This window comes from Kitasatospora aureofaciens, assembly GCF_019192735.1.
Classification (GTDB): domain Bacteria; phylum Actinomycetota; class Actinomycetes; order Streptomycetales; family Streptomycetaceae; genus Kitasatospora; species Kitasatospora aureofaciens_A.
Genome location: NZ_JAHTKP010000077.1, coordinates 18,240 through 33,614, shown reverse-complemented (window position 1 = coordinate 33,614; position 15,375 = coordinate 18,240). Strand labels below are relative to the sequence as shown.

Annotated in this window: 17 protein-coding genes; 8 read left to right on the top strand and 9 right to left on the bottom strand. The window is 73.4% G+C overall.

The window, feature by feature from the left end; all coding sequences use genetic code 11:
- Positions 1-498: PucR family transcriptional regulator ligand-binding domain-containing protein (locus tag KV557_RS37135; protein ID WP_218206021.1), on the bottom strand; the 498-nt coding region annotated here is incomplete at its 3' end.
- Positions 499-894: 396 nt separating this feature from the next.
- Here KV557_RS37135 and KV557_RS37130 point away from each other — a divergent pair.
- Entirely contained in the window at positions 895-1,347 is a 453-nt protein-coding gene (locus KV557_RS37130) for a molybdopterin-dependent oxidoreductase (protein WP_218206020.1), read from the top strand.
- Between the two features lie 4 nt (positions 1,348-1,351).
- Here the strand turns inward: KV557_RS37130 and KV557_RS37125 are convergent, their stop codons facing one another.
- Complete coding sequence (locus KV557_RS37125) at positions 1,352-1,771, bottom strand: TOBE domain-containing protein (protein ID WP_218206019.1); 420 nt, start codon at positions 1,769-1,771, stop codon at positions 1,352-1,354.
- Positions 1,772-2,001: 230 nt separating this feature from the next.
- The gene (locus KV557_RS37120; protein WP_218206018.1) at positions 2,002-3,123 is read right to left on the bottom strand and encodes a DUF4034 domain-containing protein; all 1,122 of its coding nucleotides are present in this window, start codon (positions 3,121-3,123) and stop codon (positions 2,002-2,004) included.
- A gap of 88 nt (positions 3,124-3,211) precedes the next feature.
- Between KV557_RS37120 and KV557_RS37115 the strand changes: the two genes are divergently transcribed.
- From KV557_RS37115 to KV557_RS37105, 3 genes are all read left to right on the top strand, one after another.
- A complete protein-coding gene (locus tag KV557_RS37115) occupies positions 3,212-3,727 on the top strand; it encodes a GNAT family N-acetyltransferase (protein WP_218206017.1) in 516 nt (171 codons plus the stop codon).
- Between the two features lie 214 nt (positions 3,728-3,941).
- Positions 3,942-4,649, top strand: coding sequence for a hypothetical protein (locus KV557_RS37110; RefSeq protein ID WP_218206016.1), 708 nt, complete (start codon positions 3,942-3,944; stop codon positions 4,647-4,649).
- Positions 4,650-4,928: 279 nt separating this feature from the next.
- On the top strand, positions 4,929-5,969 hold the full coding sequence (locus KV557_RS37105; RefSeq protein WP_218206015.1) for a sphingomyelin phosphodiesterase: 1,041 nt from the start codon (positions 4,929-4,931) through the stop codon (positions 5,967-5,969).
- 69 nt (positions 5,970-6,038) lie between these two features.
- Here KV557_RS37105 and KV557_RS37100 read toward each other — a convergent pair whose 3' ends face one another.
- From KV557_RS37100 to KV557_RS37080, 5 genes are all read right to left on the bottom strand, one after another.
- Positions 6,039-7,061: a LacI family DNA-binding transcriptional regulator gene (locus KV557_RS37100; protein WP_218206014.1), complete on the bottom strand. Its 1,023-nt coding sequence runs from the start codon at positions 7,059-7,061 to the stop codon at positions 6,039-6,041.
- Positions 7,062-7,404: 343 nt separating this feature from the next.
- A complete protein-coding gene (locus KV557_RS37095) occupies positions 7,405-8,499 on the bottom strand; it encodes a WD40/YVTN/BNR-like repeat-containing protein (protein ID WP_218206013.1) in 1,095 nt (364 codons plus the stop codon).
- Positions 8,500-8,640: 141 nt separating this feature from the next.
- Positions 8,641-10,083: a dihydrolipoyl dehydrogenase family protein gene (locus KV557_RS37090; protein ID WP_218206012.1), complete on the bottom strand. Its 1,443-nt coding sequence runs from the start codon at positions 10,081-10,083 to the stop codon at positions 8,641-8,643.
- Positions 10,080-10,541: an OsmC family protein gene (locus KV557_RS37085; RefSeq protein WP_218206011.1), complete on the bottom strand. Its 462-nt coding sequence runs from the start codon at positions 10,539-10,541 to the stop codon at positions 10,080-10,082. Before KV557_RS37085 ends, KV557_RS37090 begins: the two co-directional genes overlap by 4 nt.
- Before the next feature lie 141 nt (positions 10,542-10,682).
- Positions 10,683-11,417, bottom strand: coding sequence for an alpha/beta fold hydrolase (locus KV557_RS37080; RefSeq protein WP_218206010.1), 735 nt, complete (start codon positions 11,415-11,417; stop codon positions 10,683-10,685).
- Between the two features lie 178 nt (positions 11,418-11,595).
- Between KV557_RS37080 and KV557_RS37075 the strand changes: the two genes are divergently transcribed.
- Positions 11,596-12,657: a helix-turn-helix transcriptional regulator gene (locus tag KV557_RS37075; RefSeq protein ID WP_218206009.1), complete on the top strand. Its 1,062-nt coding sequence runs from the start codon at positions 11,596-11,598 to the stop codon at positions 12,655-12,657.
- A 9-nt stretch (positions 12,658-12,666) separates the two neighbouring features.
- Here the strand turns inward: KV557_RS37075 and KV557_RS37070 are convergent, their stop codons facing one another.
- Positions 12,667-13,056, bottom strand: a complete 390-nt coding sequence (locus KV557_RS37070; protein ID WP_218206008.1) for a thioredoxin family protein — start codon at positions 13,054-13,056, stop codon at positions 12,667-12,669.
- 210 nt (positions 13,057-13,266) lie between these two features.
- Here KV557_RS37070 and KV557_RS37065 point away from each other — a divergent pair, with 210 nt between their 5' ends.
- From KV557_RS37065 to KV557_RS37055, 3 genes are read left to right on the top strand one after another with little or no spacing between them, the layout of a single operon-like run.
- Entirely contained in the window at positions 13,267-13,983 is a 717-nt protein-coding gene (locus KV557_RS37065) for a hypothetical protein (RefSeq protein WP_218206007.1), read from the top strand.
- Between the two features lie 51 nt (positions 13,984-14,034).
- Complete coding sequence (locus KV557_RS37060; protein WP_218206006.1) at positions 14,035-14,604, top strand: sigma-70 family RNA polymerase sigma factor; 570 nt, start codon at positions 14,035-14,037, stop codon at positions 14,602-14,604.
- The gene (locus tag KV557_RS37055; RefSeq protein WP_218206005.1) at positions 14,601-15,371 is read left to right on the top strand and encodes an anti-sigma factor; all 771 of its coding nucleotides are present in this window, start codon (positions 14,601-14,603) and stop codon (positions 15,369-15,371) included. The genes KV557_RS37060 and KV557_RS37055 overlap by 4 nt, the downstream gene beginning before the upstream one ends.
- Positions 15,372-15,375 lie beyond the last annotated feature (4 nt).

Here is a 15,375-nt window from a genome sequence, read left to right as displayed (position 1 = left end):
CCGCCCGACCGCGTGCGCCAGCACCTCGCCGGGCGCGGCGCCCGCGTGCATCAGGTCGAGCAGGTCGTGCCGGACGGTCTCCGGGATGGCCGCGGTGTCCTGCGCGCCGGCCCGCAGATCGCCCCAGAGCCGCAGGTAGACGCGGTCGGTGACGGCGCGGAAGCTGACCCCGGCGGGCACTGCCAGCAGCGGGATGCCATGGGTGCGGCAGGCGTCGGCCAGCCGGTCCGGGATGCTGCCGTGGGTGCCCTCGCCGGCCAGCAGGGCGGCCACGCCCGCGCTGCGCAGCGCGGTGGCGAAGCGCAGCGCGCCGGAGGCGTCGGCGGGCTGCCACCACACCAGGCCGGTGAGCACGAGTTCGCCGGGCTGGAGGTAGCGGGCCGGGTCCTGGAGGTCGGTGGAGCTGACGCCGGTGACCGGGCGGTCGAGGAGGTCCGGGGTGCCCCAGGCCAGCCGGATGTCCAGGTCGTCGAGGTGCAGCAGGTCGCCGACGATCATCTCTCGCTCATCTCTCGCTCGCTCTCGCCCTTGTGCTCCGCGCGGGACCATGTCTCGCATGTGCAAGGTTCAGGTGCGCAGAAGCATCGTAAATGCAAGCAGGGGAGGGGTGATTCTTCTTGTCGGATCATCCAGTGCGGGGCCTTGGCGGTGGTGTTGGGAACCAGTCGTCCGCCCGATTGCCCGATTGCTTCAATCGGTGCGGGGCGCGCCGAGCCCGTCTCCTCGGGCGCGCCCCACATCGCCTGTCGCATGTGCGAGCTGAACAGATCACAAAACGTCGCAGATGCGGCTGAAAGATTCCTTTCACCACCGCAGCTGCGAATGCCCGGGCTCCCCCTCGGGTAAACCCCCTCCCGGGCCGCAGCGGTGCGGCCCGGGAGGAGGGAGCGCCCCATGACCCCGTCGAGACCCACCGTCCGGCTGCACGGCCACCTCGACCGGCCCGCCGAACTGACCGTCGACCAGCTGCGCGCCCTCCCCGCGCACCGCGTCGAGGTGAGCTTCGAATGCCTCACCGAGGGCGAGCAGCGGCACGGCTACGAGGGCCCGGCGCTGTGGGACGTGCTGCGCGCCGCCCGGCCCCGGATCGACTTCACCGGCCGCAAGCAGCGGCTGCGCTTCCTGCTCTCGGTCAGCGGCGTGGACGGCCATCGGGCCGTCGTCTCCTGGGCCGAGATCGACCCGGACTTCGGCGGCCAGCGGATCCTGCTGGCCACCAGCATGGACGACGCCCCGCTGGACGCGGCCGGCCCGCAGCTGGTCGTACCCGACGACCACTGCGGCGCCCGCTACGTCAGCGGGGTCACCGCCGTGTGGCTCGGCCCGCTCGGCGAGCCTGCGGCCTGAACCGTCATGCGGTCGCGAGCGAGACCTCGGTCGACTTGATCAGGGCCACGACCGGCGAACCGGCCGCCAGGCCCAGGTCGGCCGCCGCGTCGGCGGTGATCGCGGCGGTCAGCGCGCCGCCCGCGACGTCGACCTTCACCCCGGCCATCGCGCCGCCGGTGGCGACCTCGGTGACGGTGCCGGGGATCTGGTTGCGGATGCTCAGCCCGGCGACCGGGCCGGTGGCCAGCGCGACCTCGGTGGACTTCACCAGGGCCTGGACGGCGCTGCCCGCGCCCAGGCCGAGGTCCTTGACGGCGTCCAGGGTGACCGCGGCGGTGAGTTCCTGGCCCGAGTCGAGGCGGACCTTGACGGTGGCCATCACCTCGCCGGTCGTGACGGAGCTGACGGTGCCGGGCAGCTGGTTGCGGATGCTGAGGCTCATGAGTGGCGCCTTCCGATCGTGTTCCACCGTGGGAACGAGGGAGTTTCCGGCCGTGCCAACTCCCACCCTAGCCGCCGGAAAACCGCAGGTCAGGTACCGTTTGACGGCCCCTCTGGCGGCGCATCGCAGCTGCCAGGGTGATCACCGTCGGCGGCTCGCATCCGCCTGTCGGGCGCCGGTCCGGGCCCGAGGATGGGCCCGAGGACGGGCTCGGACCGACGCGCGCGCCCCTACATGACCTGCTTCTGGACCGCCTTCGGCCGCAGCTCCGGCGGCAGCGGCTGCGCGCCCGACAGCCGGACGGCGGTGCCGCGCGCCAGGTCGAAGGCCGCCACCGGGTCGTCGGCGTCGGTCCACGGCTTACAGCCGCACCACGGCCCGATCGCCCGGAACTGCTCCAGCGCGACGTCGTACAGCTCGGCCTTCATCGCGTAGTCCGCGAGCAGGTGCCGCAGCGGCGTCAGACGTTCGTTGTCCGGCCGCACCTGCGCCAGCGCCGCCGCGGCCTGCCGCAGCCGCTTCTTCCCCTCGTCGCTGCCCAGGGTGGAGGCGTGGGTCTTGCGCTTCTCGAGCTCGCTCAGCGCGTGCAGGTAGATCCCCGGCAGCGGGCTGCCGGCCGGCGCCGCGTCCATGGCCCGCTCGGCGAAGTCCATCATCTGCTGGTCGGAGCCGAACCACTTGGCGCACCAGTACTGCATGCCCTGCCAGTGGGCCTCGTAGTGGAACGGCGCCCGCTCGACCAGCCCGCGCCACAGTTCCTCGAACTGCTCCGGCTCGTACTGCGCGCCGCGCGCCGTCGTCACCATGACCACCCACGGCGCGGGGTTCGCCGGGTCCAGCAGGGAGGCCCGCTTCGCCGCCTCGATCGCGGCGGGCAGCATCGCGCGGAAGGTGTTCATGTCCTCCTCGGGCACCTCGTGGGCGTACTTGCTGCCGCGGATCGCCCAGGCCGCGTGGACCATCCGGTTGGCCTCCAGGGTCGCCGCGTCGCAGCTGCCCGGGTCGGCCGCGCGCCAGGCCTTCAGCCAGCCGTCGTCCTCGTTGGCGATCGAGTCCAGCAGCGACAGCCGCGACCAGCGCTCGTCCCAGTCCTGCCCGGCGGCCTCGACGTACGCGGCGGCCGGCTTCCAGTTGCCGGCCCAGGCCGCGTCGGCTATCGCCTGCGACTCCTTGCGATGGTGCGGGGCGGGCGGCGGCCCGGCCCGGCGGGGGTCGAGCCGGTCGCGGGGGACCAGCCCGTAGGCCGCCGCGTCGACCTGGGGCTGTGCCGGGTTCCCGGCCTTTGACTTTCGGGCCTTCGTCACGGCAGCGGAGACGGCGATGACCAGTACGAGAAGGATGAGGTGTGTCACGGCGGAGCATCATCCCTGGTCGGAGGGGGTACGGGCAACGCGGTAAAAGCGCTCGCCGGACGCCCGTTTCCGTGTCAACATGCCCGATATGGGGACGATTCTGCACGGCACCCTCGTGACTCTCCGGCCCGCCACCGCCGACGACCTCCCGACCCTCGTGGCGATCCGCGGCACGCCCGAGGTCTACGCCCGCTGGCGCGGCGGCGACGACCTGGCCGACGAGGTCGCCACCGACCTCGAATCGCCCGACACCGAGACCTTCGCCGTCGAACTGGGCGGCAAGGTGGTCGGCGCCATCCAGTGGTACGCGAACAACGACGACGACTACCGCCACGCCGGCATGGACCTCTACCTCGACCCGACCGTGCACGGCGTCGGCCTCGGCACCGACGCCGTCCGCACCCTCGCCCGGCACCTGGTGCACGACCACCACTACCACCGGCTGATCATCGATCCGGCCGCGGACAACGCCGCCGCGATCCGCTGCTACGCGAAGGTCGGCTTCCGTCCGGTCGGCACCATGCGCCAGTACGAGCGCGGACCGGACGGCACCTGGCACGACAATCTGCTGATGGACCTGCTGGCGGACGAACTCGTCGAGTAGCCGGCCCGCAGCGGCGGCCCGCCCGGGCCAAATGCTCCCCATCGATTCGCCAAGTTCCTTGCTGGACTTGGCAGTTGGATCGCTCAAAACGGGCCGGTCGCAGCGCCGTGGATGGCCGGAACGAGCCCTGCCTGACGGCGTGCCGACAGGTCTACGCTTCGCTGCCAGCGGGGGGAGCTACCGGGTTTCCCCTGCCTGGATCAGGGAGGCTCGAATGCGTACCGTGATCACCCGGGCGTTACAGGCCGTGGTGGCCATCGGCCTGGCGGTGGCCGGCCTGATGGTGCCGGCAGGAACGGCGTCGGCGACCACCGGCGGTGGCTGGGTGTGGCTCAACCAGGCGACGTCCGCCGGAATCTACGTCGATCCGGGCACCAACGCACCGAAGAACCCGCAGTGGTCGAACACCGACATCCCCGCCGGCACCGGCTCCGGGGTCTCCGCGAACTGTTGGGACTACGGCAACGGCAATCCGGTGCCCGGCTACGCGGACACCTGGTACCACGTCAGCGGCGAGTACTACGGCAACCTCGGCCAGTACCACTCCTACACCGGCTGGGTCTACGCCCCGTTCGTCGACGGGCAGGGCGCCACCGGCTGGCTCCCCAAGTGCTCGGACAACGGGCAGTGGTTCTGGGTGAACGGGCCGAACAACGTCGGTGAGTACGACTGCCCGTCGTCCGGGTGCGGCAAGAACAGCACCGACGTGGTCTGGATGAACACCGGCTCGGCCGTGTTCGCGCAGTGCTATTCGCGCGGTCAGAACATCACCGGCTCGGACCTCTGGTTCAACATCAGCTACGAGTACCAGAACAACGGCGGCTACCAGCAGCGGCACTCGGCGTGGGTGTACGCGCCCTTCATGGGCGTCACCGGCCCCGGCTCGGTGGCCCCGTGCCCGATCGGGAACTACGTCTACTGAGCACCGTCCCGCCCGGACGCCCCCGGCCGCGCCCTGCGGCCGGGGGCGTCTCGGTTCGCGTCGAGGTGTACAGCCAACAGGTGTGTGGGTGTACAGACATCTTGCTGCCTACCAGGGCAGACATGTACAGACATCTCATGGCCACGGGACCGATCGCATCTGATCGCCTGAAGTTCTTCCCCGCGTACCGGGCAGTAGCTAATGTTCCGCTGCCAGCCCCGTGGCCGTGACCCTCGGCCCGGGATCCGCAGGGTAGACGAATCCCCCAGGAGAACGCCCATGCTCTCGCGTCGCACGGCCACCGCCCTCACCTCGACGGCCGCCGCCGCACTGCTGGCCGGCGGCATCGCCGCCCCGTCGGCGTCCGCCGCCCCCCAGGCGAGCCCCACCACGCTCTCCGTCTTCGCCTTCAACGTCGACCTCGGCACCGCCGTCGTCGACAGCACCCAGAACGAGCAGGCCGCCCGCCGCACCCCGGTCATCGAGCAGATCGTCCGTCAGCACAACGCCGACGTGGTCATCCTGGACGAGCAGTTCAACAACAGCTCGACCGCCGACATCAACAGCAACCTCGCCGACCTCTACCCCTACCGCACCCCGGTGGTCGGCCAGACCTGTTCCGGCGGCGGCTGGACCGGCGTCAGCGGCAACTGCTCCAACTCGTGGTTCGTCATCAACGGCGGCACGATGATCCTCTCGAAGTACCCGATCACCGCCCAGTACGCCCACATCTTCAGCAACTCGACCTACGGCACCTGGGACTACCACGCCAACAAGGGCGCCGCGCTGGTCCAGGTGAACAAGAACGGCACCACCGCCTGGGTCGTCGGCACCCACCTCCAGGCCGACGAGGCGGACACCTCCACCGACACCACCCAGGCCACCCGGCTCGGCCAGCTCGGCGAGATCCGCAGCTGGGTCAACGGGATCGTCGGCAGCAGCGCGCCCGTCCTGATCGGCGGCGACCTCAACGTCGAGTACTTCCACGGCCAGAGCCGCGGCGACTACGGCAACGCCCAGTACGCGGTGGACGGCGTCCTCGGCACCCCGGCCACCGACCCGAGCCAGACCCTGAACACCATGGACTGCACGGTCTCCGCCTGGTGCCAGTACATGGCCGGCGTCGAGACCTTCCCGAAGGACTACCGGGACAACCTCGACTACATCGGCTACCTGAACGCCCCCGGCCGCCCGGTGCCCACCTCGATGTCCGCTGTGAAGATCGACTTCGACCCGCAGGCGGGCTGGACCCCGGGCCGGCTCGACACCAACGCCCCCAGCGACCACTACCCGGTCGAGGCGACCTTCCAGCTGAACTGACGACCCAACGCCCGGGGCCCGTACGGTGGTCGGCTTCGGCCGCCGTACGGGCTCAGGCCGTAAGGGTGCTCAGGACGGCTTCGGGCAGCCGCAGGAGCGGCGCAGCACCAGCCGGGCCGGGAAGGTCCGCGCCCCGGTGACCCGCTCGGCGGCCCCGCCCAGCACCAGGTCCACCGCGGCGCGGGCCATGTCGTCCTGCGCGGTGGCCACCGTGGTCAGCGCCGGACCGGCGATCACCGCCTCCGCGATGTCGTCGAAGCCGGCCACCGCCAGCTCCTCCGGCACCCGGATCCCCAGGTCGTCGGCGGCCCGCAGCAGGCCGATCGCCTGGTCGTCCGTCGCGCAGAACACGGCGGACGGCCGGTCCGGCCGGGCCAGCAGCTTCAGTGCCTCGGCGTGCGCCCGCACCCGGTCGAACGGCGCGGGGGCGAGCAGGCCATCCTCCGACACCCCCGCCTCGGCCAGCGCGGTGGCCCACCCGGCCGTCCGCCCCGAGACCGGGTCGGCCGGGCTGAGCGCGAAGGTGCCGCCGAAGCAGTGCACCTCGGTGTGACCGTGGCCGAGCAGGTGCCGGACGACCGCGGCGGCGCCGCCCTCGTCGTCCGCCACCACCGCCACGCCACCGGCGGTCTCCGCGCGGTGGTGCAGCAGCACGACCGGCGTCCCGTCGCCGCCCACGTCGAAGCCGGCCACCCCGGGCACCGCCGGGTCCTGGGTCACCAGGATCAGGCCGTCCACCTGCATGCCGAGGAAGGCGCGGATGTAGTGCGCCTCGCGTTCGTCCGCGTAGTCCGAGTTGCCGATCAGCAGCAGCCGCCCGCGCTCGGCGGCGGCCTGCTCCACCATGTGGGCGAGCCCGGCGAAGAACGGCTGGCGAGCGTCCGGGACGACCATCCCGATCAGGTTGGTCCGCCGCCGCGCCATCGCCTGCGCGACCCGGTTGGGCCGGTACCCCAGCTCCTCGACCGCCGCGAGCACCCGCGCCCGCGTGGCCGCCGCCACCGGCCGCGGCCCGTCGTTGATCACATAACTCACGACCGCCGTGGACGTCCCCGCCACCCTCGCCACATCGTCCCGCGTCACCCTCGCCATGCCCGCGAGCCTACACACCACCTCCGACCAGCCCCTTCCCGCTTGACAAGCAGCCCCCGGTACGAGGGGCGGACGGCGGCGACGCCGTTCGTGCTGGTGGGCATGCGCAACGCGGCGCCCGGCAGTCCGTGGTGCTCTCGCTGACGGCCTACGGGCTGGTGGTGTGGGCGCAGTCCCGGGGCAATCCGGCGACCATCGCGGCGCTGCCAGTCCTTCTCCGCCACGCCCGCCCCATCGTCGAGATCGTTCGTCCTCCGCCCATGCTCGACGGCCCCGACCGTCCGGGGCAAGCGATTTCCTGTGCGGCGTCGGCCAGTTGCAGGCCGTCCCCGTGCGGCGCCCGTCAGCTCAGCGTCGCCGCCCGGACGCACAGCACGTCGGGCAGGTGCGAGACGAGCAGCGACCAGCTCTCGCCCTCGTCGTGGCTGCCGTACACGTCGCCGGTCCGGTTGCCGAAGTAGATCCCGGCCGGGTCGGCGTCGTCCGTGCGCAGGGCGTCGCGCAGCACGATGCCGTAGTGGTCCTCGCCGGGCAGGCCGTTGGCGAGCGGCTGCCAGCTGTCGCCGCCGTCCGTGGTGCGGAAGACCCGGCAGCGGCGGCCGGGCGGGATGCGGTCGTCGGCGCCGCCGAGCGGGAACAGGTAGGCCGTGTCGCCGCGGCGCGGGTGCGCGGCGACGGCGAAGCCGAACTCGGCGGGCAGCCCGTCGGCGATGGTCCGCCAGCTCGCCCCCCAGTCGTCGCTGCGGTAGACGCCACCGTGGTTCTGCAGGTAGAGGCGGTCGGGGTGGACCGGGTCCGAGGCGATCTTGTGGACGCACTGGCCGAACTCGGGGTACTGGCTCTCCTCGGGGAAGAACTCGGCCCGCAGGCCGGTGTTGGACGGCTCCCAGCTGTCGCCGCCGTCCTTGCTGCGGTAGACGCCGCCGCTGGAGACGGCGACCAGCAGCCGCTGCGCGTCGCGCGGGTCGGTGAGGATGGTGTGCAGGCCCTGGCCGCCGTAGCCGGCGCCCCACTCGGGGCGCTGCGGGTGGTTCCACAGTGCTTCGACGAGCGTGAAGGTCTCGCCGCCGTCCTCGGAGCGGAACAGCGCGGCGGGTTCGGTGCCCGCGTAGACGACGCCGGGGGCCTCCGGCCCGGCGGGCTGGAGCTGCCAGACCCGGGTGAGCGAGGCGCCCGTGCTCTCCGGGAAGCGGATCGCGGGCTTCGGCGGCTCGTACCAGGTGGCGCCGAGGTCGTCGGAGCGCCAGACCGACGGACCCCAGTGGCTGCTGTCGGCGCCGACCAGCAGCCGGGTGCGGCCGTCGCGGCGGTCGACGGAGACGGAGTAGATCGCGTTCATCCGGAAGTGCGGCCCGCTGAACTCCCAGTTCAGCCGGTCGCGGCTGCGGCCGAGAAAGAGGCCCTTCTCGGTTCCTACGGCCAACAGCACCTCGGTCATGCCACACACCACCTGGTCGCGAGAACTGCCCCCCGGGACGTCCCCCGACTGCCAGTGTCCCGCCGTCCACCCAAGGTCACATCTCGCCGCGCCGGTGCGCCCGGGGCCGTGCCGGACGCACCCCCGGCAGGGTTGCCGGGCTCACCTCCGGCAGCCCTCCAGCAGTCGCAGCCACACCTCGCTGATCGTGGGGTAGGCGGGCACGGCGTGCCAGAGCCGGTCGATCGGCACCTCGCCGACGACGGCGACGGTCGCCGAGTGCAGCAGTTCGGCGACCGCCGGGCCCACCAGGCAGGCGCCGACCAGCACTTCGCGCTCCAGGTCGAAGACGACCCGGGCCCGGCCGCGGTAGTCGTCGCCGTAGAGGGAGGCCCCGGCGACGGCGCCGAGGTCGTGGTCGACGGCCCTGACCCGCAGCCCGGCCCGCTCGGCCGCCGCGAGGGTCAGGCCGACGGCGGCGACCTCCGGCTGGGTGAACACCACCTGCGGCGCGCCCGCGCGGTCCGCCGACGCGGCGTGCGCGCCCCAGCGCGCGGTGTCCAGTGCGCGCCCCTGGGCGCGGGCCGCGATGGCCGCGCCCGTGATCCGCCCCTGGTACTTGCCCTGGTGGGTGAGCAGCGCGCGGTGGTTGACGTCCCCGGCGGCGTACAGCCATTCGCCGTCCACACCGAGCACCGTGCAGCTGTCGTCCACCTCCAGCCAGCCGCCGGGCTTCAGCCCGACCTGCTCCAGGCCGATGTCGGCGGTGCGTGGGGCCCGGCCGGTCGCGTACAGCACCTCGTCGGTGGTCAGCCGCTCGCCGTCGTTCAGTGTCAGGACGACCGGGCCGGAGCCGTCCGCCCGTTCCAGCGCGGCGACCTCCACCCCGAAGCGGACGTCCACCCCGACCTTGCGCAGGCCCTCCGCGACCAGCTCGCCCGCGAACGGCTCCATCCGCGGCAGCAGGCCGTCGCCGCGGACCAGCAGGACGACCTCGGAGCCGAGCGCCCGCCAGGCGGTCGCCATCTCCACGCCGACCACCCCGCCGCCGACGACCGCCAGCCGACCGGGGACGGCCGGCGCACCGGTCGCCTCGCGGTTGGTCCACGGCCGGCCGTCCGCCAGCCCCGGCACATCGGCCGGCAGCACCGGTCGGCTGCCGGTGCACACGGCGACGGCGTGCCGGGCGGTGAGCACCCGCTCGCCGCCGTCCTCCGCCTCGACCGTCACTGTCCGGACGCCGGCCAGCCGGCCGTGGCCGCGCACCAGCTCGATGCCGGTGTCGCGCAGCCACTGGACCTGGCCGTCGTCCTTCCAGTGCGAGGTGAAAGAGTCCCGCCGGGCCAGCACCGCGGCCGGGTCCAGCTGCCCGCCGCCGACCGCCTCCCGCGAGCCGGCCACCGCGCGGGCGTCGGCCAGCGCGGCGACCGGGCGCAGCAGCGCCTTGCTCGGCATACAGGCCCAGTACGAGCACTCGCCGCCGACCAGCTCGGCCTCGACGATCACCGTGCGAAGCCCGGCCGCGACGGTCCGGTCGGCCACGTTCTCGCCGGTCGGTCCGGCGCCCAGGACGATGACGTCGTACTCCTCCGGTGCGGTGCTCATGCGCGGTCCTCCGTCGTCTCGATGGCCACCCCGGCCCGCAGGGCCAGCGTGACGGGCGTGCGCTCGCTGATGTCGAGCAGCCGGGCGCGCTGGGCGTCGTCGAGCGCTCCGGTGAGCGCGACCCGGCGCGAGATCCGCCCGCCCACGCCGTTGGTCTCGTATCCGAGCCTGACCCGGACCGCCTCCAGCGGCCACTCCTTGCGCTCCGCGTACATCCGCAGGGTGATCGCGGTGCACGAGCCGAGCGATGCGAGCAGCAGCGCGAACGGCTCCGGCCCGCTGTCCGAACCGCCGCGCCGCACCGGCTCGTCGGCGGTCAGCGGGTGGGTGCCGGCCTTGACCTCCACGTGGTACGGCGCGTCGGCGGCGCTCCCGGTGACGACGGCGGTGGTGACGCGCTTGAACTCCGGTTCGGCGGCGCCCGGTTCGACGGTCGCGCTGGTCGGGGGGTTACTCATGGACGTTGCTCGCTCTCCGCTCGCGCCCGGCCTCCCCGCCGGACCGGCGCCGGGCCGCATGCCCGGCGCCGTGCCCATCCTGCGCCGCCGGCACGCGTTCGCGCAGGCGAACACGCGGACGGGGCGTCGAGCGAATACCGCTCAGAGCGCCGCGAGTTCCACCAGCACCGCCGCCGTGTCGGCCGGGCGGGAGAACATCGGCCAGTGCCCGGTGGGCAGTTCGCGCAGCGCCCAGTTCGGCCCGTCCAGCCCGGCGAACCACGGGTGGCCGGCCTCGATCATCGCGTGCACCTGGGAGAGCGGGAACGAGCAGGAGACCAGCGCCTGCGGCAGCCCGGCCCCGGCGCCGGTCAGCCGCAGCCGGTCCCGGTACGCGCCGGCCGGGTGCGGGGTGAAACGTGTGCGGATCCGGGCCAGGGCGGCCTCGTCCAGGCCCTCGATGCTGGCGCCGTGGGCGGCGATGTCGGCCCAGGAGGGCATCGGCAGGCGGCCGTCGACCACCGAGGCGTCGGCCGCCTCGCGGTAGTCGGGCTGCCAGAGGTCGTACAGCGAGCCGCCGTCGATCATCGGACCGCTGTCCAGGTAGACCACCCGGCGGATGCGCTCCGGCATCCGGTCGGCCACCCCGCCGACCGGGGCACAGGCGCCGCTGTGCGCGACCAGCACCACGTCGTGCAGGTCCTCGCGGACCAGCAGCGCGGCCAGGTCGGCGATGTGGTCCTCCAGCCCGAAGTCGCCCTTCTCCGAGGCCCGCTCGGCCAGACCGGGCAGGCTCACCGCGTAGACCGTGTGCCCGGCGGCGCGCAGCGGCGCGGCGACCTCGTCCCACGCCCAGGCGCCGAGCCAGAAACCGGGGACCAGTACGAACGTACTCATGGTGAATCGCTCCTTCGCGGTCGGCAGTACCTTCGGCAGCACTTTCGGCAGTACCTGCGGCAGTACCTGCGGCAGGCCCGTCGGCAGGACCTCCGTCGCCGACGACTCTAGGATCGAATCCGGACAGGGCCCGCCCGGATAATCGTCCGGACAGCCGCCCGGACAGCAGGGGGAACTCGTGGATCACCCGGTCAGCCGCGTGCTCGCCCTCCTGGAGCTGCTCCAGGACCGCCCAGGCCTGACCGGCGCCGAACTCGCCGCCCGCCTGGACGTCGACGAGCGCACCGTCCGCCGCTACACCGCCCGCCTGGTCGACCTCGGCATCCCCGTGCAGGCCGACCGGGGCCGCTACGGCGGCTACCGCCTGCTGCCCGGCTACCGGCTCCCGCCGCTGATGCTCACCGGCGACGAGGCGGCCTCCGTCGTCCTCGGTCTGCTCGCCGGGCGAAGCTCGGGCCTGTCGGTGGGGGAGCGGGCCGCGGAGACGGCGCTCGCGAAGATCCAGCGGGTCCTGCCGCCCGGCCTGCGCGAGCGGATCGACGCCGTCGAGCAAACCCTCGGCCTGACCGCCGCGCCGGTCGCCGGACCCAGCCCGGCCGCCGCCGCGCTGTTCACCCTCGCCGAGGCGGCCCGCCGCCGGCGCCGGGTCGTGCTCGCCTACCGGGACCGCGAGGACCGGCCCAGCGAGCGTGCGTTCGACCCGTACGGCCTGGTCTTTCACTCGGGCCGCTGGTACACCACCGGGCTGGACCACCGCAGCGGCGAGCTGCGCACCTTCCGGCTGGACCGGATCGGGCGGGTCGAGCCGCGCGAGGACCGCTTCGAGCCGCCCGACGACTTCGACCCGGTGCAGCGGGTGGTGGAGTCGCTGGCCTCGGTGCCGTGGACGCACCGGGTGGAGGTGGAGCTCGGGATGACGCTCGCCGAGGCCCGCCACCGCCTGCCGCGCTCCGCCGGGACGGTCACCGAGCTGGCCGAGAGCCGGGTGCTGCTGCGGGCCAGGGCGCAGAACCTGGACGGCGTCGCGGTGATGCTGGCCGGCCTCGGCCGCCCGTTCACCGTCCGCGAGCCGGCCGCGCTGCGCGACGAGGTCCGGGCACTCGCGGACCGGCTCACCGCGTGGAGCGGGCAGGGCGAGGGCGGGCACGAGCAGAACCAGGGCGGGCAGAACGAGGGCGGGCACGAGCAGAACCAGGGCGAGCGGAAAACGCCCGGGGAGGACGACTCCCCGGGCCCCTGACCCGCTCCGTCACACCTGCCGGTCGGCCGCCTGCTCCTCCGCGACCTTGCGCCTCACCTCGGTCATGTCCAGATCCCGCGCCTGGCCGATCAGATCCTCGAACACCGCCTCCGGCAGCGCGCCGGCCTGCGAGAAGACGAGCACGCCCTCGCGGATGATCGCCAGCGTCGGGATCGACTGGATCCCGAACGCCGCGGCCAGCTCCTGCTGCGCCTCGGTGTCCACCTTGGCGAACACCAGGTCCTGGTGGCGCTCGGCGGCCTTCTCGTACACCGGGGCGAACTGGCGGCAGGGACCGCACCAGTCGGCCCAGAAGTCGATGAAGACGAAGTCCTTGCCCGCCGGACCGGGGACGATGTCGTCGAAGTTCTCCTTGGTCAGCTCGACCGTGCTGCTCATGTCGCGATTCCTTCCCTTCCGGAGGCGGCGGTTCAGGCCATGTGCCCGCGACAACGGCCCGTGGTCGCAGGCTATTCCGGCCCGGGCTCCCGGGGAATCCCGCCCGCCGGTCGACCAGCGCACCGGTCGAGCAGCGCGCCGGTTGAGCAACCCTCCGCCACCGTCCGTACCTAAGGGTGTCCACCCCGTCCCCGACCGCGGGAGCGCACCATGCGCAGCACCTCCCACACTCGCCGCGCCGCCCTGCTCGCCTCCGGCCTCGCCGTGGCAGCCCTGGTGGCCGGCTGCGGGTCGTACGGCGGCTCCGGCTCGACGGCGAAACCCACCACCCCGAGTGCCCCGAGCACACCTGCCCCGAGCGCACCGGCGCCGAGCACACCCGCGCCGACCACGCCGCCCGCTCCGAGCACACCCGCGCCGACCACGCCGCCCGCTCCGAGCACGCCCCCGGCCCCCGCCGCCCCGACCCTGCAGACCGCCACCGACCCCAAGCTCGGCACGATCGTCACCGACAGCGCCGGATTCACGCTCTACCGCTTCGACCAGGACCACAACAACCCGCCGCAGTCGTACTGCAACGCCGACTGCTCCTCGCTCTGGCCGCCGGAGCCGTCGAACGGCAACGTCACGGTCAAGGGCATCGACAGCAAGCTGGTCGGCACCCTCACCCGCGACGACGGCCGCAAGCAGGTCACCCTGAACGGTTGGCCGGCCTACCGCTACGCGCCGGACAGCAAGCCCGGCGACACCAAGGGCCAGGGCGTGGCCGGCGCCTGGTTCGCGCTGACCCCGACCGGCGGCAAGGCGGGCGTCACGAGCGGCTCGAACTCGATGCCGAGCACCCGCGCCACCCCGAAGCCGAGCATGCCCGCGCCCCCCAAGCCCACCCCGAAGCCCACCCCACCGAGCAGCGGTTACGGCTACTGACCAGCACGCCCGACCGGCCCGCCGCTGGCGGCCCTCGACCAGGAGACACGGGTGCGCAACGATGAAGTGGTGACCGAGGAGCACCCCGGCGGCGCGGCCGCGCACGGCCCGGGGGCGGCGGACGAGGAGTTGATGCGCGCCCTGTACCACGAGCACGCCGGTCCGCTCTTCGGCTTCGTGCTCCACCTGGTGGCCGGCGACCGCCAGCGCGCCGAGGAGGTCGTCCAGGAGACCCTGGTCCGGGCCTGGCGGAACATCCACCGGCTCGACCCCGCGGCCGGCTCGCTCCGGCCCTGGCTGGTCACGGTCGCGCGGCGGATCGTCATCGACGACCACCGCAGCGCCCGCTCCCGGCCCCACGAGGTGGACGCGGCTCCGCTGGAGCTGATGCCCGCCGAGGACGAACTCGACCGCACCCTGCGGCTGATGACCATCGCGGACGCGCTCGGCGACCTCTCGCCCGCGCACCGGGAGATCATCGTCGAGACCTATCTGAAGGGCCGCACCGCCCGCGAGGCGGCGGCCGAACTCGGCATCCCGGCCGGGACCGTCCGGTCGCGGGTGTTCTACGCACTGCGCTCGCTCAGGCTCGCGCTGGAGGAACGGGGAGTGACATCGTGACCGAGCGCCCCGACCCCGTCCCGGGCGGACCCGACCCCGTCCCGGGCGGACCCGACCCCGTCCCGGGCGGACCCGAGCACATCGACGTCGGCGCGTACCTGCTCGGCCTGCTGGAGCCCGCCGAGCGCGCCGCGTTCGAGGAGCACCTGGCCGGTTGCCCGCAGTGCGCCGAGCAGGTCGCGGAACTCGGCTTCGTCGAGCCCCTGCTGGCCGAGTACGCGGTCTCGGCCGAGGCGGCCGGCCTCGAACCGGCCGGCCCGGTCCCGCGCCCGGACCCCGCCCTCCTGGACCGGCTGGTCGCCGATGTCACGGCCGGCCGGCGGCGGGGCCGGATACGGCGGCTGGTGCTGGCCCTGGCCGCGGCCGTGATGGTGGCTGCGGGTCCCGCCGTCACGGCCGCGGTGCTCACCGCCGAGTCCACGCCCGCCGTGGTCGCCGTCGCCGAGCAGTTCACCGCCACCGACCCGAACACCGGCGCGCGGGCCACCGTCGGGGTGGACGCGAAGACCTGGGGCAGCCAGATCAGCCTGCAACTCGCGAACGTGCACGGCCCGTTGACCTGCCGCCTGGTCGCCGTCTCGCACACCGGCGAGCGCCAGACGGTCACCACCTGGAGCGTCCCGGCGGGCGGCTACAGCGAGCCGGCCGACCCGGGCGTGCTGCACATCTCAGGCGGCGCGGCGCTCCAGCCGGGGGACATCGACCACTTCGAGGTGCGGGTCCAGGACGGCACCATGCTGGTCTCCGTCCCGGCACACAGGGCCTGACCTC